This is a genomic window from Shewanella subflava (assembly GCF_025971955.1).
In the GTDB taxonomy this organism is placed as follows: domain Bacteria; phylum Pseudomonadota; class Gammaproteobacteria; order Enterobacterales; family Shewanellaceae; genus Shewanella; species Shewanella subflava.
Map to the genome: position 1 here is coordinate 293,154 of NZ_JAPDMX010000033.1, position 21,395 is coordinate 314,548.

Annotated in this window: 18 protein-coding genes; 7 read left to right on the forward strand and 11 right to left on the reverse strand. The window is 41.2% G+C overall.

Going from position 1 to position 21,395, the window contains the following annotated elements:
* The first annotated feature begins 73 nt into the window (after nt 1-73).
* The 3 genes from OHT75_RS17055 to OHT75_RS17065 all read left to right on the forward strand — a co-directional run bounded on the left by OHT75_RS17055 (nt 74) and on the right by OHT75_RS17065 (nt 1,525).
* Nucleotides 74-742 carry an AAA family ATPase gene (locus OHT75_RS17055; protein WP_264728790.1) on the forward strand — a complete coding sequence of 223 codons (669 nt, stop codon included), beginning with the start codon at nt 74-76 and terminating at the stop codon, nt 740-742.
* On the forward strand, nt 729-1,070 hold the full coding sequence (locus OHT75_RS17060) for a replication protein RepA (RefSeq protein ID WP_264728793.1): 342 nt from the start codon (nt 729-731) through the stop codon (nt 1,068-1,070). The genes OHT75_RS17055 and OHT75_RS17060 overlap by 14 nt, the downstream gene beginning before the upstream one ends.
* 77 nt (nt 1,071-1,147) lie before the next feature.
* A complete protein-coding gene (locus tag OHT75_RS17065; protein WP_264728795.1) occupies nt 1,148-1,525 on the forward strand; it encodes a VF530 family protein in 378 nt (125 codons plus the stop codon).
* Nucleotides 1,526-1,608: 83 nt separating this feature from the next.
* Here OHT75_RS17065 and OHT75_RS17070 read toward each other — a convergent pair whose 3' ends face one another.
* From OHT75_RS17070 to OHT75_RS17080, 3 genes are all read right to left on the reverse strand, one after another.
* Nucleotides 1,609-2,502, reverse strand: a complete 894-nt coding sequence (locus OHT75_RS17070; RefSeq protein ID WP_264728797.1) for a hypothetical protein — start codon at nt 2,500-2,502, stop codon at nt 1,609-1,611.
* Nucleotides 2,486-3,100: a GTP cyclohydrolase II gene (gene ribA / locus OHT75_RS17075; protein ID WP_264728799.1), complete on the reverse strand. Its 615-nt coding sequence runs from the start codon at nt 3,098-3,100 to the stop codon at nt 2,486-2,488. Before ribA ends, OHT75_RS17070 begins: the two co-directional genes overlap by 17 nt.
* 133 nt (nt 3,101-3,233) lie before the next feature.
* A complete protein-coding gene (locus OHT75_RS17080; protein WP_264728801.1) occupies nt 3,234-3,590 on the reverse strand; it encodes a YibL family ribosome-associated protein in 357 nt (118 codons plus the stop codon).
* A gap of 233 nt (nt 3,591-3,823) precedes the next feature.
* Between OHT75_RS17080 and OHT75_RS17085 the strand changes: the two genes are divergently transcribed.
* Nucleotides 3,824-5,068: an NADH:flavin oxidoreductase/NADH oxidase family protein gene (locus OHT75_RS17085; protein WP_264728802.1), complete on the forward strand. Its 1,245-nt coding sequence runs from the start codon at nt 3,824-3,826 to the stop codon at nt 5,066-5,068.
* Between the two features lie 204 nt (nt 5,069-5,272).
* Here OHT75_RS17085 and nrdG read toward each other — a convergent pair whose 3' ends face one another.
* The 3 genes from nrdG to rssA all read right to left on the reverse strand — a co-directional run bounded on the left by nrdG (nt 5,273) and on the right by rssA (nt 9,050).
* Nucleotides 5,273-5,746, reverse strand: coding sequence for an anaerobic ribonucleoside-triphosphate reductase-activating protein (gene nrdG, locus OHT75_RS17090; protein WP_264728804.1), 474 nt, complete (start codon nt 5,744-5,746; stop codon nt 5,273-5,275).
* On the reverse strand, nt 5,746-7,863 hold the full coding sequence (gene nrdD / locus OHT75_RS17095) for an anaerobic ribonucleoside-triphosphate reductase (RefSeq protein WP_264728806.1): 2,118 nt from the start codon (nt 7,861-7,863) through the stop codon (nt 5,746-5,748). Before nrdD ends, nrdG begins: the two co-directional genes overlap by 1 nt.
* A gap of 221 nt (nt 7,864-8,084) precedes the next feature.
* Entirely contained in the window at nt 8,085-9,050 is a 966-nt protein-coding gene (gene rssA / locus OHT75_RS17100) for a patatin-like phospholipase RssA (RefSeq protein ID WP_264728808.1), read from the reverse strand.
* Nucleotides 9,051-9,444: 394 nt separating this feature from the next.
* Between rssA and OHT75_RS17105 the strand changes: the two genes are divergently transcribed.
* The 3 genes from OHT75_RS17105 to OHT75_RS17115 all read left to right on the forward strand — a co-directional run bounded on the left by OHT75_RS17105 (nt 9,445) and on the right by OHT75_RS17115 (nt 12,033).
* On the forward strand, nt 9,445-10,800 hold the full coding sequence (locus OHT75_RS17105) for a DEAD/DEAH box helicase (protein ID WP_264728810.1): 1,356 nt from the start codon (nt 9,445-9,447) through the stop codon (nt 10,798-10,800).
* Nucleotides 10,801-10,867: 67 nt separating this feature from the next.
* Nucleotides 10,868-11,305, forward strand: a complete 438-nt coding sequence (locus OHT75_RS17110) for a DUF3010 family protein (protein ID WP_264728812.1) — start codon at nt 10,868-10,870, stop codon at nt 11,303-11,305.
* A gap of 233 nt (nt 11,306-11,538) precedes the next feature.
* Nucleotides 11,539-12,033 (forward strand): M48 metallopeptidase family protein, encoded by a 495-nt coding sequence (locus OHT75_RS17115; RefSeq protein WP_264729073.1) that lies wholly within the window; start codon nt 11,539-11,541, stop codon nt 12,031-12,033.
* Between the two features lie 228 nt (nt 12,034-12,261).
* Here OHT75_RS17115 and OHT75_RS17120 read toward each other — a convergent pair whose 3' ends face one another.
* The 5 genes from OHT75_RS17120 to OHT75_RS17140 form a co-directional block, all read right to left on the reverse strand.
* Nucleotides 12,262-13,386 carry a DUF481 domain-containing protein gene (locus tag OHT75_RS17120; RefSeq protein ID WP_264728814.1) on the reverse strand — a complete coding sequence of 375 codons (1,125 nt, stop codon included), beginning with the start codon at nt 13,384-13,386 and terminating at the stop codon, nt 12,262-12,264.
* 462 nt (nt 13,387-13,848) lie between these two features.
* Nucleotides 13,849-15,123 (reverse strand): peptidoglycan DD-metalloendopeptidase family protein, encoded by a 1,275-nt coding sequence (locus OHT75_RS17125; RefSeq protein ID WP_264729075.1) that lies wholly within the window; start codon nt 15,121-15,123, stop codon nt 13,849-13,851.
* A gap of 309 nt (nt 15,124-15,432) precedes the next feature.
* The gene (locus tag OHT75_RS17130; RefSeq protein ID WP_264728816.1) at nt 15,433-19,128 is read right to left on the reverse strand and encodes an AAA family ATPase; all 3,696 of its coding nucleotides are present in this window, start codon (nt 19,126-19,128) and stop codon (nt 15,433-15,435) included.
* On the reverse strand, nt 19,125-20,402 hold the full coding sequence (gene sbcD / locus OHT75_RS17135; RefSeq protein ID WP_264728818.1) for an exonuclease subunit SbcD: 1,278 nt from the start codon (nt 20,400-20,402) through the stop codon (nt 19,125-19,127). The genes OHT75_RS17130 and sbcD overlap by 4 nt, the downstream gene beginning before the upstream one ends.
* Before the next feature lie 71 nt (nt 20,403-20,473).
* A complete protein-coding gene (locus OHT75_RS17140; protein ID WP_264728820.1) occupies nt 20,474-21,235 on the reverse strand; it encodes a TSUP family transporter in 762 nt (253 codons plus the stop codon).
* Between the last annotated feature and the right edge of the window lie 160 nt (nt 21,236-21,395).

Here is a 21,395-nt window from a genome sequence, read left to right on the forward strand (position 1 = left end):
GACCTATACTCATTTTAACCAGTTTGACTTATCGGTTTGGCGCATTGAAATTGAACAGTAAAGGGAGAAGAGTATGATATTGCTCGTCGGCGGTGAAAAAGGGGGCAGCGGAAAAAGTTGCTTAGCGCAAAACCTTGCCGTTTATATTACTCAAAAATTCAATGCTAATGTGTTGATGGTTGATTGTGATCCGCAGCGTACCACTTCCGACTGGATCCAAGCTCGCAATAATGATCCTAGTCTAGCACCGATAAACTGTATTCAGCTTTATGGCAAAATCCGTAATGATTTACTCAGCCTAGATGAACGCTTTGATTATGTCATTGTTGACTGTGGTGGCCAAGATAACCTCGCTATGCGGGCTGCTATGTCAGTTGCTACCTATGTGGTGATCCCATTAAGACCGAAACGTCGCGATTTAAAAACCTTGCCCCATATGGAAGATATGCTCAGTACATGTAAAATGGTCAACCCCAAAATGGTTGCTACCATAGTGATGACACAATGCCCTTCTTTACCCACTCAATTTAAGCGTATTTTAGAAGCTAAAGAAGTCGTTGAGTCATTCAACCTTCGCGCACTGAACTCGGTAACCTTTAGCCGTAATATTTATGATGACAGTGAAGAAAGTGGCTCTTCGGTTTTAGAAATTGAACCTGATGGCAAAGCAGCTCTTGAAATTAAAGCTATTGCTGATGAATTATTCGCCATCCCACCAGAAAATAGTTATGAGTTTAACTGATCTTAAGCGTAAAAAGCCGAAGCTGCACAAAAAAGCCGTTTCGGTTGATGACTTTATCGAAGATGCCAATAACTACGCTTTTGGTAAGAAAACTGTGGTGGGTGATGACTCCCCAGCACAGCAGTCAACCCAAGCCTTTTTAAAAGGACTCGATAAAAAAAGTGTCAAAATCTATCGCCATGCCACTTTTACCCTTACAGAAAAAAGTATTAGCCAATTAGACGAGTTATCCAAAAACGCTGGCATGGCTAAATCGAAGATATTACGAATATTAATTGATGACTTCTACCATTTGTCTGCCAATAATCAACAAAAGCGCTTAAAGTAGCAATACTGTCTCACCGTGTTGCACCTTTTTAGGTATAATGCCACCAAACTCTTATTTTATACGGCTATACAATTATTATGACCCAACAAAACAATCCACTTCATGGCATTAAATTGGAAACTATTATGACCTATTTAGTGGATAAGTATGGCTGGGAAGAGTTAGCCTTACGAATTAATATTCGGTGTTTTAAAGAAAACCCAAGTATTAAATCAAGCCTGACGTTTTTACGCAAAACACAGTGGGCCAGAGACAAAGTTGAATACTTATATTTAAAGAGCAACAAGCTACCTTTGCCAATTAGAGCAGACCGCAATGAACCAGCCAAAAAACCGATAAAAAAGCCTTCAACTGTTATCAAAAAGCCGTCGCAGTCTGCAACGAAAGCCTCAATTGATACAAATAGCTCATCAAGTAACAGTACTATTAATGCGCAAATATGGGGTAAAAGCTAAGCGCGGTTATTGTTATTTACGGATAGTGATTTTAGGCTAATAACGAAACTGTTTGAGAGAAACTTATTATTTCGGGGAACGTGTTACAGCGGGAACTCGAAAATAAGTCGCCACACTTGCAAACCTCCTCCGGCTTGGTAACTTAATCCCAAATGGTCGATTTTTAATCCATCCCAACCAAAAATCTCATAGCCAATCGGTTTAGAGAACTTAAGCGTAGCACCGACTTCATATGAATAGCTTGTCAGCACATCTTTACCTGTAGGATTGACAAATTTTAATCTATCAAAGTACCAGTGCGCCCCGACAAATAACCTTGGTTCGACCTCTTTGTCATACCATTGCCACTTTGTTCCTAAGCCAAAATCTAAGCCGCTTTTAAATACAGAATAACTCTCTGAGCGATTATTAAGGCTACTGCGATAACCCGCATAGTAAAGTCGATTAACCCAAATGGGAGTAAAGATTTGATTGTCAATTTGATAGAGTGAAGACACGCCGGTAGAAAAAATACCTACATTGTTTTTGCTTGAAAAATTATAGCCGTAACCTAAATCGACGTAGCTTTCAATGGTCAATTTATCATCGACAAACCAATGATATTCAATTCCAGGGGTGACCGTCATAGTACCGACATTATCGGGTAAATCGCCACCGGGTAAATCATTAAAAGTATAGTCAAAAAAGCCCAACGATATCGGTAAGCGTAATTTCACTAAATGATCATCGGCCTCATCAAGCTTAAATGCCAACGGCAGATTGACCACAGCAGCGCTTTGACCAGATGTGCGATAAATTCCGCTGCCAAGGTAATTGGCAAAGGCATAGTGAGAGGCATCAGTGGCGAGCTCACTCACTGTCGAAAAGGCGTGTGAACTGAAACAAACAGCGATAGCAAAAGCCATCGCTTTTATCAACAAGGCCACTTTGGAATATCGAGCAATGGCGTTTATAAAAGCCTTAGCTTTGCTCGTCATTAAAATGATACTCAGACATCATATGACCAAGCTCTGTTGACTTAGTCTTTAAGTAAGCTTCATTGTAGCGATTTTTACCCACTTGCAATGGCACTCTTTCTATAACTTCAATGCCCTCTTTTTGCATTGCTTTCACTTTGCGAGGGTTATTGGTCATCAAGCGCACACGAGTGACATTAATTTGCTCTAACATAGGCTTAATCATATCGTACTGACGCATATCAGCTTTAAACCCTAAGCGTTCGTTGGCTTCAACTGTATTCGCCCCAGCATCTTGCAACTCATAAGCCCGAATTTTATTCAATAATCCAATACCACGACCTTCTTGGCGTAAGTATAAGATAAACCCTTGGCCCAATTCGGCGATATTTTGCATAGCCGTTTGCAATTGAAAACCACAATCACAGCGTAAACTGAATAACGCATCGCCGGTTAAACATTCAGAATGGATACGACCTAAAATAGCATCATCAGCATTTAATTCGCCAAATGTTAATGCAACATGCTCTTTGCCGGTTTCTGTATCTTCAAAACCGTGCATAGCAAAGACGCCCCAAGGGGTAGGTAATTGAGAAGTGGCGATATATTTTATCGACATGAAATAGACCTTACGACAATACTCATTCCCTGAGCTCTATAATATGAGACCGTATTTCCAGAGACTAATTTGCCTTAGAATGGTCGTCGGTTACCAAAAAAAGTAACCAACTACACTAAAAAATTGATTGATATTAAAACTTACTGGGAGCAAAACCCGTGACAGTTTGAATACCCATTTCGCGACCTAATGCGGTCATCGGGTGCACAACCACTAATCCCTTAACTGACTTTTTCAACTTACCCATATCAGCTTGTTCAGCTTTAGTCAGCTCACGCTTAAAGGGTAAGTTTTTAACTTCCCCACCCACTTTATTGAGCTCACGGGTTTGTTGACCTTTAACGTTAGCAATACGTTTAGTCATTGCGGTGATTTCTTTTTTGAACTGCAAAATGACAACCGCGTCGCCACGCTGCTCAGCCGCGGCTAATTTACGACGAAACTTATCAAGCTTATCATTCAGTGTTTGCAGTTCTTGCTTTAAATTCATTACTTTACCTTTAAGCTAATCAGACAATTGCCATGCGGATTAAATAGACACTATTCAATATGAAACCAGATCGCAATTTAAGGTGGGAATTATATACCCAAAGCACGCTAATTTGCGAACATCAATCAACGGTTTGTGCACAATAGTCATAGAATAAATACCACATCGGCTGGTATTGAGCTTGCCTTTAACGATATGCTGATTTTATTCCACTATAAAAAGAGCACGCCAACATGCCACAGTCACTTTTTAGTGAGTTTCGAATCAGTCCAAGTTCCACAATAAAAAATCGATTTGTGAAAGCAGCCATGGAGGAAAACCTCGCCAATGACCAGCAATTACCTGATAAAAAACTTTTTAAACTTTACCAGCAATGGGCTGATGGCGGAGTGGGTCTCATCATCACCGGTAATGTGATGATAGATAGATGGGCGATGACAGGGCCAGGTGGCGTAGCACTAGAACAAGGTACCTCGTTAGCACCTTTTAAAAAATGGGCCGACATAGCTAAAAGCAATAACACAAAAGTGTGGATGCAGCTCAATCACCCAGGGCGGCAAGTATTCAAAGCGATGGGGGGTAAAAACCTTGCACCTTCAGCTGTTGCACTCAATCTTGGTAAGCACTCAGATTTATTTTCTATTCCAAAAGCAATGATTGATGAGGAAATAGAAGATATCATTTATCGCTTCGGACAAAGTGCGTTAAAAGCTAAACAAGCCGGATTTGACGGCGTAGAGATCCACGCCGCTCATGGTTATTTATTGGCTCAATTTCTGTCACCTTTAACGAACCATCGCAACGATCAATGGGGAGGAAGTTTAGCTAACCGCGCCCGATTATTACTTGAAGTCATTAAGCAAGTCAGAGCAATCTGCGGCGCAGATTTTGATGTCGCGGTAAAACTTAATTCAGCCGATTTTCAACGTGGCGGATTCGACATCCATGATGCTGAACAAGTGATCAATTGGTTAGCCGAGCATGATGTCAATTTGGTCGAATTATCTGGTGGTAGTTATGAAGCTCCCGCTATGCAAGGCCAAAGTGCTGATGATCGACAGCTAGCCCGTGAGGCCTACTTTTTAGATTTTACTGAAAAGTTAGTCCAACGCTCGCCTATTCCCCTAATGTTAACTGGCGGCATTCAAAGATATGCTGTGGCACAAAAAGTGATTGATGCGGGATTTAGTTTATGTGGCCTAGCAACAGCACTAGCATATCAACCCGATATGATTAATTTGTGGTATAAAAAACCAGAATTTAGGCTCAACATTCCCGTAATCTCTTGGTCAAACAGAACCTTGGCAGCATTGGCGACAATGGCCATTATCAAACGACAACTGAGGCGCATGAGCCAAGGGGATACCCCTCAACTAACCGATTCACCATTTTTGAGTTTACTCATCGACCAAATCAAAAACCGACGTAGAACCAAAGTTTATCGTCGCCAGCTAACCGAAAAGAGCCAATCTCTTTAACGCAATGGAAAACAGGCTTCTTCTAAATACTAAGCACTAAATACATCGCTAAAACTATGATATTTAATTAGTTTTTAACCTGAGCCATCTAATCGAACCTACGAATAAAAAAATTAGCTACACACTAATTTAACCAGGTTTACTTTAAAATACATTTCTAGGGCGAGTTTTTGTAAGCAAAATTGATCAATAAATGAAATCGCTTCAAAGGCGCTTGCTAAGGGTGTGAATAATTTGATTTGCGCTACCACGCCACTTCAATGAAGGATCTGCCAAAGCTTGTTCAAACTTGCCATCAATCAAAACGTCAACCAACTCAACTATTGCTGCTTGTTCTGAAGTTAACTCACTCATTTGATAACCTGTCCACAACCAAATGTCTTTACCTATACACTCTTTTTTGACTCGCTGAACCAATTGCAGCACGGCAGAAACATTTGCAGGATGGAGTGGATCACCGCCACTTAAGGACAAACCTCGACGACGAATACGAGTATCATTCAAATCAGCAATAATGCTATCTTCAAGATGCTGAGTAAATTGATGCCCAGCATCAACACGCCAGGTAGATTGGTTGTAACACCCTTTACATGCATGAGCGCAGCCGCTAACGAACAAGGTACATCGTGTTCCCTCGCCGTTAACGACATCAATACTATGATAAGCACTATAAAACATTAAATGTGCTTCACTCGACGCTTAACCTCTTCCTGCTTGCCATAGTTAAATGGTCTCGCATCTGGGCTACCAAGATAACCACAAACACGACGCGTCACAGACACGCGGCTAGGCTCATGGTTGCCACATTTGGGGCAAACAAAGCCTTTACTGGTACAATTAAATTCGCCTAAAAATCCACAATCGTAACATTCATCAATGGGAGTGTTGGTGCCGTAATATGGCACACGGCTATAGCTGTAATCCCACACATCTTCAAGTGCATCAATGTTATGTTGCATATTTGGATATTCACCGTAGCAAATAAACCCACCATTGGTGATTTCAGGATAGGGTTGTTCAAAATCGATTTTATCAAACGGATTCACTTTCTTTTCGACATCTAAATGGAAACTATTGGTGTAGTAACCTTTATCAGTGACTCCTTTTATTAGTCCAAACTCTTTGGTATCTAAATTACAAAATCGGCTGCAGAGGTTTTCACTCGGGGTACTGTATAAACTAAAACCATAGCCAGACTCTTGCTTCCATTGCTCGGTTTTTTGTTTTAAATACGCCACAATAGCAACGGCTTTTTCACGTAAGATATCATCATCAAACACATGGTTTTCGGTACCATAAAGCGCATTAATGGTCTCATGCAAGCCAATATAGCCCAATGAAATAGATGCTCGGCCGTGTTTAAAAATTTCACTGATATCATCATCCGCCTTTAATCGCACACCACAAGCACCTTCCATATACAAAATAGGTGCGACACGGGCTTTTACGCCGACTAAACGGGCAATACGTGTATCTAAAGCCCTCTTAGCAACCACTAAACGTTTTTCCAGCAGCGCATAAAACTGACTTTCATCGCCTTTGGCTTCAATCGCAATGCGCGGCAGGTTTACACTCACTACACCTAAATTATTGCGCCCTTCGTGCACCAGTTTGCCATCTTGTTCAAATGTGCCTAAAAAGGAGCGACACCCCATAGGCGTTTTAAATGAACCTGTCACCTTTTCAACTTGCTCATAGTTAAGAATATCGGGGTACATTCGCATACTGGCACAGGTTAACGCCTGACGTTTAATGTCGTAATTCACATCAGTCGCTTTATGGTTAACACCATTTTTTATCGCAAACACTAATTTGGGAAACACCGCCGTTTTACGATTTTTACCTAATCCCGACATTCGCACGTTTAAGATAGATTGTTGAATTAAACGCGACTCCCAACTGACCCCTAAACCAAAGCCAAAGGTAACAAAAGGAGTTTGCCCATTGGCCGTATGTAAGGTATTGACCTCATATTCAAGTGATTGAAATGCATCATGACATTCTTTTTCAGTTTGTGCTTTGGCAAACGCTTCTGCGTCGTCAATACACCACTTTTTACCGATTAATAGATGCTTTTGATAACTTTTCTGAACAAAAGGGGCTAAAACTTCATCAATGCGATTAATGGTCGTGCCGCCGTAAATATGGCTAGCGACCTGGGCAATAATTTGCGCGGTTACCGCTGTTGCCGTTGAAATCGATTTTGGGGTTTCGATTTCAGCATTGCCCATTTTAAAGCCTTCAGTCAGCATGCCCGCTAAATCAATTAGCATACAATTAAACATTGGGAAAAAAGGCGCATAATCTAAGTCATGGTAATGTAGCTCACCGCGTTCATGGGCAATGACCACATCTTTTGGCAACAAATGTGTTTTGGCATAATGTTTAGCCACAATACCAGCAAGTAAATCACGCTGAGTAGGGATGACCTTCGCGTCTTTGTTAGCGTTTTCATTTAGCAGGCTGCTATCGCTTTGCTCAACTAACCCTTGTATTTGACGATTAAGTTTACTTTTGGTTTCGCGACTCACATCACGGTCATGGCGATATTCAATATAATGACGGGCAACAGATTTAAATGGGCCAGACATTAGGATGTTTTCAACCGCATCTTGCAATTGGTGGATATCCACTTCCACCTGCCCTGCAAACTGCTTTTCGACTACCGCAGCTAAAGTATGCGCATAATCACGATCTGATTGCCCTGCAGATTCCATTGCCGCGATAACAGCCGCTTCTATTCGACTTGCATCAAATACTGTACGGCAACCGTCCCGTTTAATAACAACCAACATGATTTATTCTCCTTTAGCGCCGCAAAACTACATATCGACATAAAAAACACATATAACACTATATATTGTGTATTAAGCGCTAACTCATCATCGGAAGTATTGATCTGGATCATCATTATTTACGCTAAAGGAAAGCAAGATAAATTTGTGCGACTCACTTCAGCGATTGTGATTTTGTCACTTGACCACTGAAATAAAACTGCCTATTGCACGGGGATAAATTAATTTTTTATCGATGCTGTGATTAAATGTGCGATATCTTCAACCGCTTTTCTACCCGCAGCGATGGCTTCTTTTGCACGGTGAAATTCCATCGTACCGATATCTGTCACATCTGGAATAATACAAATATCGGGTGGGTCACCCATCAGCCGTGCCCGTTTATGCCTTTGTTCTAAAATATCCATCGATTGAGACATAACCGCTAACATGCCGGGATGAGACTTACTGCCAAGTGCAAACTTGTCGGTTAAGCTGGCGATATAATCTTTGCCCTTGCCCAACAAATCCATAAAACCTGATTCTTGTTGTTCAGTTTGAACTGCCGTTTTGTTAATCACTGAGGCTTTTTCACTGTTAATCTGCTGTGGCAAAATCTGTAACTGAGTGCGCCGATAACCGTTTAAATCAACAGCAATCACAATATCAACATCAAGTGCACGGCACAAAGACACAGGTACTGGGTTTACCACAGCGCCATCAACTAACCATCTGCCCGCTTGTTGGACTGGGGGCAAAAATCCTGGCATTGAACAAGAGGCTCTGACGGCATGTCGTAATGGACCTTGTCTAAACCAAATTTCTTGACCGGTATACAAATCAGTGGCGACTGCAGCAAAAGGTTTGGCCAAATTTTCAATATCCATCGCCCCTATGTGCGCAGACATCACATCAAACACTTTCTCGCCGCTAATTAAACCGCCTTTTCGCCAACTGATATCCATTAAACTGATCACGTCCCAACTTGAAAAACCACATACCCAGTTTTTTAATTCAGCTAGGTTATCATTGGCATATGCTGCACCGACTAATGCCCCAACTGAACACCCTGCAATTTTGTCTGGATAAACCCCCAATTCAGCCAACCCTTCTAGTACACCAATATGTGCCCAGCCTTTCGCTGCACCACTTCCTAAGGCAAGCCCTATTGTTGGTTTTTTTTGGGGTGAGTGCTCAACTGCTACCATGTGTTTGAATTCCTTTGTGATGAAGTTAACCTACAATGTCCGGTTTTATGATAAAACATGTTTAGGACCTGTATATTAATGCTCTAAGATTTATGATTGTTTAATCTATCGAGCTAGCAATTATTAAAGCCTTTGTTAGCAGCACGCGTCGAATCGATGACTTAAACCTTGATTGGATCTATTCGCGCAAATGCATTGCTAACCCTAATATAAATCTTAAATTTGAAGTTACTTATCACTGAACACCAGCACGAATGCTTTGTGAACACTGTCAAAGCTCGACATAAAAAGTCATTACAGTCGCAATTGATAGCATAAACAGGCAAGCTGTTATTGGCTATAGTCAGTATATACCGCTATAATGTCTGGCTATTATTTTTTAGGGGATCCACCTTTGCAGTTTTCTGATTTTTCGCTTGATAAACGCTTGTTAGACAGTTTGAAGCACATGGGTATCACTACCCCCACCGAGATCCAAGAACAAGCCTTACCTATTGCCCTGGCGGGTAAAGATTTGATGGCGTCATCGAAAACTGGCTCAGGAAAAACCTTAGCATTTTTATTGCCAGCAATGCAGCGGATTATTTCAACCAGAGCCCTGTCAAAAAAAGACCCTCGCGTACTCATTTTGTTACCTACCCGTGAACTTGCGCAGCAGGTATATGGGCAGCTCAGGTTACTTGTGGCTAACACTCAATATAAAGCCATGAGCGTACTTGGCGGTGAAAACTTTAATGACCAAGCTAAAGGTCTCGCCCGTGAGCCGCATTTTATTGTCGCCACGCCTGGGAGAATTGCTGATCATCTGCAACAACGGCATTTATTTTTAAATGGACTAGAGTTACTGATCCTTGATGAAGCAGACCGTATGCTCGATCTCGGTTTTGCACCGCAGTTAAAAGCCATCAACGAAGCTGCCGACCATAAGCGTCGTCAAACATTAATGTTTTCTGCCACGTTAGATCATCAAAGCATTAATGAGATTGCGACAACGCTGTTAAATAACCCCAGCCATGTCGCGATTGGTGCAAGTTATGCTGAACACAAAGACATTGAGCAAAAAATGCTATTTGCTGATCACTTAGATCACAAACAAGCCTTACTCTGCCACCTCTTAAAGCAGCCAGAAAATAAACAAACAATCGTTTTTACTGCAACTAGAGCCGATACAGAGCGCTTAGCGAAATTACTGGCTGAACAAGGGTTTTCAACATCGGCTTTAAGCGGTGAATTAAAACAATCGGCACGTAACCAGATTATGGATCAATTCAGTCGTGGTCAGCAGCAAATTCTGGTGACAACGGATGTAGCCTCTCGTGGCTTAGATTTAATTAACGTGTCATTGGTTGTTAACTTTGACATGCCAAAATTTGCCGAAGAATATGTGCATCGTATTGGCCGTACAGGTCGTGCTGGAGCAAAAGGTGTCGCCGTTTCTCTTGTTGGCCCTAAAGATTGGCAAAGTTTTTTACAGGTGCAGTCATTCTTACGGAAAACATTCGAGTTTAGCACCATCGACGGCTTAGCCGCTAAGTTTTCTGGACTGACTAAGCAAGCTGGGACTAAAACCGTTAATGCTAAGCCAAAGGCTAAATCTGCCACCGCAGCAAAAACGAAACAAAAGCCAAAGGTCGCACCTAAACGCGATAAACGATTTATTACCGGTGTAGATGTAGGTGATGCCCCTATGCGCCGTAAAGCTAAACCGCAGCCTATTATTGAGCAAGAAAATAAAGGCAGTGAAGATTAAAAATTAAGTGATTGAGGCGGTAAAACCCCGCCACTCATTTGAATACCGTGTAAGAGTAAGGATTAACATGAAAGTTTGTGGTGTAGAGTTAAAAGGTGGCGAAGCCATCATCAGTTTATTAAATTATGAAGGCGAAACCTTCAACGTACCAAGTTGCCGTAAAGTGTCTTTCGCGGTTTCAGATTCAGCTGCAACAGAATCAATTCGTGATTTTCATTTTGCTTTTCATAAACTAATGGAAGATTACAAAGTTGATCAAATTGCCATTATTGAACGTGAGCAAAAAGGTAAATTAGCCGGCAGTGCCACTAGCTTCAAATTAGAAGCCGCAATCCAATTAACCGAACTGCCCGTTGTGATGATTTCACCAGTAACGATTAAAGAGCAACTTAAACGTAATCCACCACAAGCGGATTTTGATTCATTGGATCTGAAACGTGTACAACAAAATGCCTTTGAAGTGGCCTATGTTCATCATAACCGGTTAATTTTCGGTAAAGTCTAATTCAGCTGCGATCAGCTGAATATCACTGAAGATTGGTGCGCTATTAACAGCTAAACATTGTTAATAGCGTAAAAAATTTGAAGCCTGCGATTATGCCTATCACTAAAAAAACCGTTAAAGCCCCACCCAAAATGCCGTTAAAGTCTCCTAGTCAGTCTCTCAAGCCTAAAATGGATATGAGTCAGCTTATCACCAGTGATGACATTAAAAAGCAGCAAAGTGAACGCAGCCCAATGCGATACTTATCAGGTTATCGACCTGAAATAGTCACTCAAATTCAATCACTAGTAGACAATAACAAACTCGCTGAGCATTTTTTACAGCGCTACCCTAACATCCACGACATTCGCACTGATAAAGCACTGTATGACATGACAATAGCCATCAAAAATGCTCATATGCGTCAATCAGATCCGTTGTCGAAAGTGATCTTTGATGAAAAAATAAATTTAAGTCATCATGCGCTGGGCTTACATACCTATGTAAATCGACGTCAGGGACACAAAGTAAAAGCCAAAAATGAAATTCGAATCTCATCTCGCTTAAAGCATACGCCCATTGAATTATTACAAATGGTAATAGTGCATGAATTGGCACATTTACGTGAAAAAGAACATAACAAGGCATTTTATCAGTTATGCTCGTTTATGTTGCCTGATTATCACCAACTTGAATTTGATATGCGCGTCTGGTTAGTCGCGGAGGAAGTGGGGCAATCACCTTATTAACGCTTAAAGGTCCCCCCCATTATTCATCACTTCATTCAGGCAAGGTTAAATAACTTTAGCTAGGGACAATAAACGTTTACCAAACAGCCCTTTGTCTTGTTCACTGCGTTTCATTACCGTGCAATAAGACCGCTAATGACGTGTTAATGCGCCTTAGTTTCAACACAAATGACAAGTTTGATAAGCTCAATCTGTTGAATTCAGCCCATATCTAAAACCGAGTTGAGGTTAAATATCAACCCCAAAGCCTATAATGAGCTGATAGTCATTTTTTTCAGGAGTTTGGCCATCCGTTTCAGCTCTGGGATTACTGGTTCTGTCCCATACTAATGACAGATCAAGATCAAACATATCAGTTAATTCTACAACGATGCCTGCTACAGCATGATGATTATAACCACCCGAATTTTGATTACCTAATTGCATCCGATAATCCGCATTAAAATCAATTGAGCCCGTTAACTCAGTAGTAAATGTAGTGTCTACAAACAAAGTAGCACTTCTTTCACTATCATCTTCGCCTAATTCGACTTCGTTAAAATTGGTCATGGTATAAGCGGGACCACCAGTAATACTCCACTCGGTTTTTGCGGTATCAATAATACTGTAACCGACACCCGAACCGAGCGTGATCCGTGATGAAATATTCATAAAGGGATCGGTATAATATTCAACAAGCACTGGTCGTAAGAAAAATTGGTTCGATAAAAACCAATCGAAAAAACTGTTTACACGGTGATTGTTTGTGGTTTTTTCGTCACCGGATTTACTATAATTACCGAGATAATCGGTTCTAAAACGCGATTCTGTTGTTCTGCGACTGGTTCTGGCTTTGGCTGAATAATCAATTTGTTCATTATTGCCAGAACGCAAATTAGCCCCTAATGACACAGTACTCGACCAGTAATTGGCTTCATGTTGCTCACCGGCGATAATCGTTATGATGTCATTCACATTAAATGCGACGCCATCAAGGTAGCCCTGACCATCTTGAATAAGCAAACGCCCTGTTCGAGTAGACAAATCAGTGAATCCAATGCTCACAGGCCCACGGCTTTGCAACACAATCACATCTTCCCAGTCAATAATAAGTGTATTCAGTTGATCACTATCAAACTCTAACTTATTTGCATAAAGATGTTTAATGTCGCCTTTAAGCAGTTCATTGCTATTTAACTGAAGCCAATCATATTTATCGCCCACAGGTACATGAACCTGCATGGGAGTAAATTGCGGTTGAACATTTTGTTGTTCCGTTACCGTTTGCGCTGTGGCATGGCTACAAACTAAATAGCTACAAAAAGTAAAAGCTAACGGTTTAAAGGTTAGCTTTACGTTTGAAAAGCGGAGCATGTGAAATTCCATTGACTGCAGCTTATTTTGTTAGCTGCAAATAAGTGATACTTAGCCGCTATTTTAAAGGCTCCTGCTAGCTTAAACAACAGCTATCAGCCAGTCGATTCTCTTAATTTAAGCTGCTACTGCGTTCGACAGCGGTCTTATCTAAAGTAAAGAATCCACCGTCTGGCGAAGGTGGCTTTGATATCATGCCCTAAAAGGGCGCTTTCCTATCGTGAGTTAACAAGACGCCGTAAATATGTCCCTATAGGCTCTACTAAATCATCCCTGATTTAGAAGCTTGTACCGCACCATTAGCAAAGCTCACCTATCACTTGAGTTAATCAGCTATTGAACATACTTCGGGCAAAGCCTAATTGATGATAACCATCTACCGAAGTCGATGGTTTAGGGGCTGAAAACAAAAACTGCAACCTTTAGGTTGCAGTTTATTAAACAAATCAATGAAAGAATTGGCTAACCGAGTTCCATCATCATTTTGCGGCTTCTGACGATAGATTCAAATTCAGATAATTCTTTTTTGGGTAAGGTTTTGGCTTCGGCAATATTGGCTTTCATCGGGTCAACAGGACGGCCATTGACATGGAACTCATAATGTAAATGAGGGCCTGTCGATGCACCTGTGTTACCTGATAATGCGATAACCTGACCACGCGTGACGCGCTGACCTTTTTTCACTTTAAAATTGGACAAGTGTAAATAACGAGTACGCACCTTGTTGTCATGTTCAATGACAATATACTTACCCGCAAACGCATGATTTGCCACTAGAGTCACGACCCCTTCACCTGGCGATACAACAGGCGTACCAACCGGTGTAGCAAAGTCAGTACCATTGTGTGGACGGACACGACCGGTTATCGGATGCTTACGTTTAGGGTTGAAACGCGAACTCATACGATAATTTTTATATAACGGTACACGCTGAAATGCTGGCGCTAAACTTTGGCCCCTTTCATCGTAGTAGTTCCCATCAAGGTGTTGAAATGCTGTAATATCTCTGCGACCAGTATGAATTTGAATGCCTTCAACATTGGTATTACCGGTTGACTCACCAGCAATAAATTGATCGTTCATCAATACAGAGAAACGGTCACCAGCGCGTAATTCACGAGCAAAGTTAAGCTTACTCTTTAATAAATTTTCAATTTTAGCAATTTCTGCTGCGCTTAACCCCGCCGCTTTTGCCGATAAATAGAAAGAACCATTAATTTCACCGCCAATCACACGGTTTTGCCACATACCCTCGATGTTGATATCTTCAACTTCAAAAGTTCCGTCTTCAAAGCGAGTAAAAACCACTTGATGTGCAGGAGTAAAATACAATTCCATTTTAGAAAGTTGCCCTTGGCCATCCACCCAAAACTGAATGCGGTTACCCGGCATTAAGGTGTCTAAAGCTAATACTTCTAAATCGGCTTCAAGCACTTTATACATGGTTTTTTGATCGATCCCCGCCATTTCAAACAATTTACTTAAGGTATCACCGGAAGCAATAACATGTTCAAGAACTGGGGTCGGTTCATTAATGCTGATATTTGTGTTAGCAGGCTCACTGATATTGGGAATTAATGCGTCAATATCGAGTGCAACGGGAATGCGTTTTGATGAAAACTCTTGTTGAGTTGGCCATAATATGGCTGCACCAATAACAAAAACACTCGCCAGTAAGACCTTTTTATGCAAATTGGGCAAGTTAGATAAACTTGCAGATGGCTTTTCAAAGCCCATAATTTTACTCGTTAGCAATCTGTAATCCACCTAAAAGTGCTTTGTTATTATTTATTGTTATTAAAAGTTTTACTTTTATTGTAAATTTTATCGCATGTTATCAATGTGTTAATGCAAATTTAATCAATAAAGCCTTTATCATTAAAAAGTATCGACAGATACAAAGTTCCAGAATGATAAAATTTCATGCGCTCTGTTATATCAAATTATTGTCATATTACAAATATAAAATGCAGTGTTTTTACATTAATTTTTAGGCTAGATACCACTCCTAGCGGTAGATTGAGCCAGGTCACACTCTGTTTTAACTTAACTCACAGCAAACTGATTTTGTAGTTTACTTACACCAAGGCCGTTTATTTTATTGACTTTTATTTGTACAGCGATGCGTTCTTTCATCGCTTCAATGTGACTAATTACCCCAATCATTTTTCCTGATGCATTTAAATTATCCAGAGCATCAAGCGCCGTATCTAATGTTTGACTATCGAGGGTTCCGAAACCTTCATCAAGAAAAAGTGAATCAATGCTGGTTTTATGACTAACAAGATCGGATAACGCCAATGCCAGCGCTAAACTCACCAAAAAACTTTCGCCACCGGATAAAGTACGAGTATCACGAATAGCATCTCCTTGCCATGTATCTAACACTTGTAACTCCAGTGCTTCGCTATCCTTGCGTTCCAACTGATAACGGCCATGCAGCCGATCTAATTGCCTGTTTGCCAACTCAACCAAATGGTCAAGTGTTAACCCCTGAGCAAAACGACGGAATTTATCCCCCTTTTGCGACCCGATTAATCCATGTAAATAAGCAATATCATCATAATCTTGCTTTGCTAGGGTTAATTGATTCAGTAATGTTTGTTGTTGCCCCTTTAACTCAAGGTCTTGCTTTAAAGTATGCTGGCATTGCCATAATGTTTGCTGCTGAAAATGCTGATGCTCAAGCAGTGCTTGCTGCTCTTTGTTGATTTCGTCAATTTGCAGCCCATCAAAACCTTGTTGTTTACCTTGAAGTTGTAATTCATGGTTATTTTTAGCTGCTTGAGTGAGCAACACTTGCGACTCTTGTAATTGATTTTCAAGCTGACGCTTTAATGCTGATAATCTTTGATGTTCTTCTGGCGGCAACAATGCATGATAATATTCAGCTTCCGTTTCAAATGGGCTAGCTGTTAATGCTTGATGCCAACGTTTTGCAACCTGCTGATGCTCTTGCTGCTCTAATTCTAGCTGTTGGATCAAACTCAGCTTTTGAGTTGTTAAGGTTTGGGTTTGGGTCTTGCTATCTTGCAGTTGAGCAAATTTGTTCTGTAAATCACTTTCTTGTAGTGCCAACTCATACTCGCTACGCTGCTTGACTTCGTCGACGAGTTTATCGGCAAATAAATCCATTCTTTGCTGCTGTTTTACTTGTAAATCCTGTTGTGTTTCAGCTAGCCCAGCTTGCGCGATTCTCATTTGCTCACTTATTTGAGCAGCTTGATTTTGATATTGCTGCGCTTCTTGCGTTAATAATGTTAATTGTTGACGCTGATTATCCAATGTTTGACGAGCATTGGACCACTGCTGAATATCAGCCTCCAGTGTGGGTAACCATGAAGCAATAACTGCCCAATCGGGTAAGGGTAAATCACAGGTTTGGATATGATTAATCAACTGCTGTTTGATATCGCTTAAATTTGACTCAATTAAGTTAATTTGATGACCGTGCTTATCAATTTGTTGCTGAGCCGTTTTTAGCTCAAGCTGTGCCAACTGTAATTGACTATTTTCAGCGTTTAGTAACTGTTCCAATTTAGTCTTGTGCTCAGTCAATTGGCTGGCTGAGTCGTGATGTGTTTTAAGCTGTAACATGACATCTGACAGCTGCTTTTTATGCTCATCCACTGTGGTCATATAATCTGTGATAGCTTGCTGACATTGCACATCATCTAAATCAACACTAATGCCCAATGCCTGACAGCAGTCTGTTGCTTGCTGATAATACTGCAACAGTTTGGCTTGCAATTCTTGCATTGAACTTTGCTGATGTTGTTGCAAATAGGTCATCTCTTGTAGCGCTTGCTTTTGCTGCTCACCTTGACTTTTAAGTCGCTCAAGCTCATCGAGCAACAGCGCTTCCCTTTGCTCCGTGTGCGATAAATCCAGTGTTTGATATGAAGAAACTAGAGGGTGCTCAGTTGAACCACATAAGGCACAGGGTTCGCCTTCAATCAGTTTGGCCCGTTCATGGGTGAGATCTGCAATGCGCTGCTCTTGTTTAAGAAGTTGTTGCACATCTTTTAATTGCAGATTTTTATCGCTCCAGCGCTCGCGGGTTTGGGTCAATGTTTGCTCTTGAGCAGCCATCTCAAGTTGACGTCGATTTATTGCCTGCTCTGTATCCGCAGATGTTTGGCGCCCCTGCGCATAGTCTTGGGCACATTGTGCCAATTTCTCACGTAAGCTTTGTTGCTCTAGTAGTTGTTGATATTGATTGTGTAAATCGTTTTCGCTTCTACCCGCTAACAATTGATTGATAGTCTCTTGCAGGTTTTGTTGCTCACTCACCAATAGCGCAACTTGCTCGCGATTAGCACTACGACTTTGAAGTAGGTTATCAATTTGCTGTTGCTTCAATGCCGATGCATGAGTGTGCTCATCTCGCTCGGCGCGGTATTGCTGTTGGCTTTTAGCTTGAGATACCCATTGCTGATATTGAGTTTTCCACGATGCAATGTGCTGAGCAATAATCTGCCCCTGTGGAAACTGCTCCACCAAGGCCGTTAAATGATGCTGATTTTGGTTAATGTTCTCGATGGCGTGTTGAGTATCAACAAGCTGCTTAGTTACCCCCTGATGCGCTAACTCTTGTTTAGCAAGCGTTTGCTGTTCACGCTCAACCTGCAATTTTAGCACTTTAATATCATGATCTAAGGGGATGATTTGCTGGTCAATTAATAACAACATTTGTTTATGTAGGGTTTTAGCCGCATCGACTGATAATTGCTGAGCGATATAAACCTGCTCATCTTGGCTTACCTTGATGTTTGATTGCTGTAATTTCTCCCCCATGTTTTCGATTTGCATGCTTAAATCAGCCAGCTTTTTGGCTAAATGAGCTTGCTGTTCAAATATCGGTTTAAGCTGTTGCGCAGGTTCGCTATCGGCTAATTTTTGCAATTCACTGTGTTGCGCATCAATCGCTTTGTTTGCTTGTTCAAAAGCTTGTTGACAGGCTAAATGATGTTGACAAGATTGAGTTAGCTGCTTGTGCCACTGCAAAAACACCTTTTTATGTTCAATTTGTTCATCGAGTTGTTTAAGCTCAAGGGTTAACGTTTGTTGCAGTGTTTCATTCTCTGCCACTTGATCATCACTGAGTACCTGAACATGATTAATCTGGCTTTCAAGTAACTGTAATTGCTGCTTAGATTGACTAAATTCCTGGTGCACTCGCTCTGAGATCAACCCATAAATCTCGGTGCCAGTTAACTCTTCAAGTAATTCCGCCCTGAGATTAGCATCAGCATTCAGAAACGCCGCAAACTCGCCCTGCGATAACATCATCGACTTAGTAAAGCGCGCAAAATCTAAGCCGGTTATCTTTTCAATCGCATCCGACTTTAATTTTATTTGGCTGGCGATAATTTTGCCGTCAGCCATTTGAGCTAACTCAACTTGCGCATCCTGTAAATTGCCATCAGGATTATCACGAGCACGTCTTTGGCTCCAAAATGCACGATATCCCACGCCTTTTACTTCAAATTCAACCTCTGCCAAACACTCGCTGGTCCCTCGGGTCATTAGCTCGTTTGTTGATTTTGAAATCACTGATAAACGCGGTGTTCGGTGATAAAGCGCTAAACAAATCGCATCTAAAATGGTGGTTTTACCAGATCCGGTTGGGCCAATAATCGCAAACAGGCCATTTTCAGCAAATGGGCTAGCTGTAAAATCAATTTTCCATTCATCTTTGAGGGAATTAATATTTTTAAAACGCAGAGACAGTATTTTCATGATTTATGCTCCGTTTGCTGCGCCAATTCAACGTCTTGATGTAATTGGTCAAACTTGGTCATGATCCGCTGTTTAAATGCTTCATCATCAAACTGCTCTTGCATTAATCTGCGCTGAAACACCTCTTTAACCGACAACTCAGACAAGGTTTCATTTTGCTGGTTTTGCATCACAGACTTTCGTTTTGCTCGTGCACGTTTAAGCTGGAGCACTTCAACGGCTTTATGCTGGGTTAAGGCGATAATCCGCGACTGTAAATCTGATAGATAATCTTGCTCCGTCACTTCAATGCTTAACCAAATATTGGCAAACAAAGTTGAAGGCGTGATTTCTGAATAATCTGCAAACTGTGCGACCTGTTCTTCAATTTGCGTAAGGTTACCTTTGATCATCTGCATCGGTTGAAACATGGGGATATCAAGAGTGCTAACCTGCATTGGTTTATCTTGCTGCCATTGGACTAACACCACACTTTTATTGGCTTGATTATCACTAGACAGTTCATCAAAACTGAGCGCTATGGGTGAGCCGGAATAACGAATATGCTCGGTTTTAGCCACTTTCTGTGACCGATGAATATGACCCAATGCGATGTAGTCCGCTGGCGGAAATAAATTGGCATTGAAGGCATCTAAACTACCGATGTAAATATCACGCACCGATTCTGAGGTGCTAGCCCCAACCGTGGTTAAATGTCCTGTGGCGATAATGGGTAATGCCTTTCCCGTTGCAGCTTGATATTGAAGTTTTAATTGTGTGGCTTGCTCAAAACTGGCTTGATAATACTGGGCAATAGCATTGCCTAATTTCACTTGTTTATCTTTGGCACTTTCGCCAACCTGACTTTGGGTTAACTCTCTGGGTCGCAAAAAGGGTAAGCCACAAATAATAGCACCAAGCTCACCTTGGCGATTAGTTATCGCAAAGGCATGATCTGCAGGTGTTGATAATGCACCGGGGATCACTTGGGTATTTAGGCAAGCAAGCAGTTCTTTAGACTCACCTAACATTGACACTGAATCATGGTTACCACCTAAAATAATAAGTTGGCAACCAGATTGCTGCATTTGCACAATAAATTGATTATAAAGGGCTCGGGCATAACTTGGCGGGGTACCCGTATCAAAAATATCACCGGCAATAACAAGGGCATCAACCTGATATATTTCGATTTGTTCCAGTAACCAAGCCATAAACGCTTGATGTTCTGCGGCGCGGCTTTTACCAAAAAAGTGCTGACCTAGATGCCAATCTGACGTGTGTATGATGCGCATAAAAACCTTTACTCTAATCTAATTACGGCCTAAATAAGCTTGCTACCATGATCAATAAAATGGCTAGTGAGTTACATATATTGCGACCAGAGTAATTTAATACTCATGGCAAATGACATAATTACCACTAAGGGCTTAATAATTTTCACCCCTTTAGTCATCACTAACCGAGAACCTAATGTTGCGCCAATCGCCTGCCCCACTAACATTATCAGCCCAAGCACCACAGCAACTTGACCACCAATGATAAAGAAAATTAATGACGCAATATTGGTGGCAAAATTAAGCACCTTCGCATGTGCAGTTGCTTTGGCTAATCCAAATCCGGCTAATGAGACAAAAGCTAAGGCAAAAAAACTGCCGGTGCCAGGTCCAAAAAAGCCATCATAAAACCCCACGCCCAATGCCGCCGTAAACGCAAATATGGTTGGCGTTAGTACTTGTTGACGGTCATCTTCAGCTATTTTTTTAGAGAACAGAAAATAACAGCCAATCATTAGAATAAGAAAAGGCAGTACCAACTGCAGCAGCTCAACATCAATAAGTTGCACCAAAATGGTACCTATTGCGGCACCAATAAAAGCACAAATTAACGAAAGCTTAATTGATTTTAGATCTACCATGCCTTTGCGAATAAAATACAAACTCGCAAAAAAGCTACCACCACAAGCTTGTAATTTATTGGTACCTAATGCAGCTGCAGGAGGGAGTCCCGCCCACATCAATGCCGGGATCGTGATTAAGCCCCCACCACCTGCGATAGAGTCAATAAAACCCGCCAGCAGAGCAACGGCAAATAAAATCAGGCCAATTTGTAAAGTAAGTTCAAACATAGGTAAGACCAGCACAGGCAAAGAGAGGTATTAAACCTGCTTTAAAACAGAATTACAAAGTATCAAAGCAGGAAAATAGCATGCCCCTATTAAATGGGGCATTATTTAGGGCGTGTTTATCTTTGTTGATAAATTATGCTGTAGGCTATTTTTCTGTCAG

Excerpts from the sequence above, each read along its gene's own strand:
- OHT75_RS17055 (WP_264728790.1), top strand. The coding sequence starts at position 74 with ATGATATTGCTCGTCGGCGGTGAAAAAGGGGGCAGCGGAAAAAGTTGC.
- OHT75_RS17060 (WP_264728793.1), top strand. The coding sequence starts at position 729 with ATGAGTTTAACTGATCTTAAGCGTAAAAAGCCGAAGCTGCACAAAAAA.
- OHT75_RS17065 (WP_264728795.1), top strand. The coding sequence starts at position 1,148 with ATGACCCAACAAAACAATCCACTTCATGGCATTAAATTGGAAACTATT.
- OHT75_RS17070 (WP_264728797.1), bottom strand. The coding sequence starts at position 2,502 with ATGACGAGCAAAGCTAAGGCTTTTATAAACGCCATTGCTCGATATTCC.
- ribA (WP_264728799.1), bottom strand. The coding sequence starts at position 3,100 with ATGTCGATAAAATATATCGCCACTTCTCAATTACCTACCCCTTGGGGC.
- OHT75_RS17080 (WP_264728801.1), bottom strand. The coding sequence starts at position 3,590 with ATGAATTTAAAGCAAGAACTGCAAACACTGAATGATAAGCTTGATAAG.
- OHT75_RS17085 (WP_264728802.1), top strand. The coding sequence starts at position 3,824 with ATGCCACAGTCACTTTTTAGTGAGTTTCGAATCAGTCCAAGTTCCACA.
- nrdG (WP_264728804.1), bottom strand. The coding sequence starts at position 5,746 with ATGTTTTATAGTGCTTATCATAGTATTGATGTCGTTAACGGCGAGGGA.
- nrdD (WP_264728806.1), bottom strand. The coding sequence starts at position 7,863 with ATGTTGGTTGTTATTAAACGGGACGGTTGCCGTACAGTATTTGATGCA.
- rssA (WP_264728808.1), bottom strand. The coding sequence starts at position 9,050 with ATGGTAGCAGTTGAGCACTCACCCCAAAAAAAACCAACAATAGGGCTT.
- OHT75_RS17110 (WP_264728812.1), top strand. The coding sequence starts at position 10,868 with ATGAAAGTTTGTGGTGTAGAGTTAAAAGGTGGCGAAGCCATCATCAGT.
- OHT75_RS17115 (WP_264729073.1), top strand. The coding sequence starts at position 11,539 with ATGCGATACTTATCAGGTTATCGACCTGAAATAGTCACTCAAATTCAA.
- OHT75_RS17120 (WP_264728814.1), bottom strand. The coding sequence starts at position 13,386 with ATGCTCCGCTTTTCAAACGTAAAGCTAACCTTTAAACCGTTAGCTTTT.
- OHT75_RS17125 (WP_264729075.1), bottom strand. The coding sequence starts at position 15,123 with ATGGGCTTTGAAAAGCCATCTGCAAGTTTATCTAACTTGCCCAATTTG.
- OHT75_RS17130 (WP_264728816.1), bottom strand. The coding sequence starts at position 19,128 with ATGAAAATACTGTCTCTGCGTTTTAAAAATATTAATTCCCTCAAAGAT.
- sbcD (WP_264728818.1), bottom strand. The coding sequence starts at position 20,402 with ATGCGCATCATACACACGTCAGATTGGCATCTAGGTCAGCACTTTTTT.
- OHT75_RS17140 (WP_264728820.1), bottom strand. The coding sequence starts at position 21,235 with ATGTTTGAACTTACTTTACAAATTGGCCTGATTTTATTTGCCGTTGCT.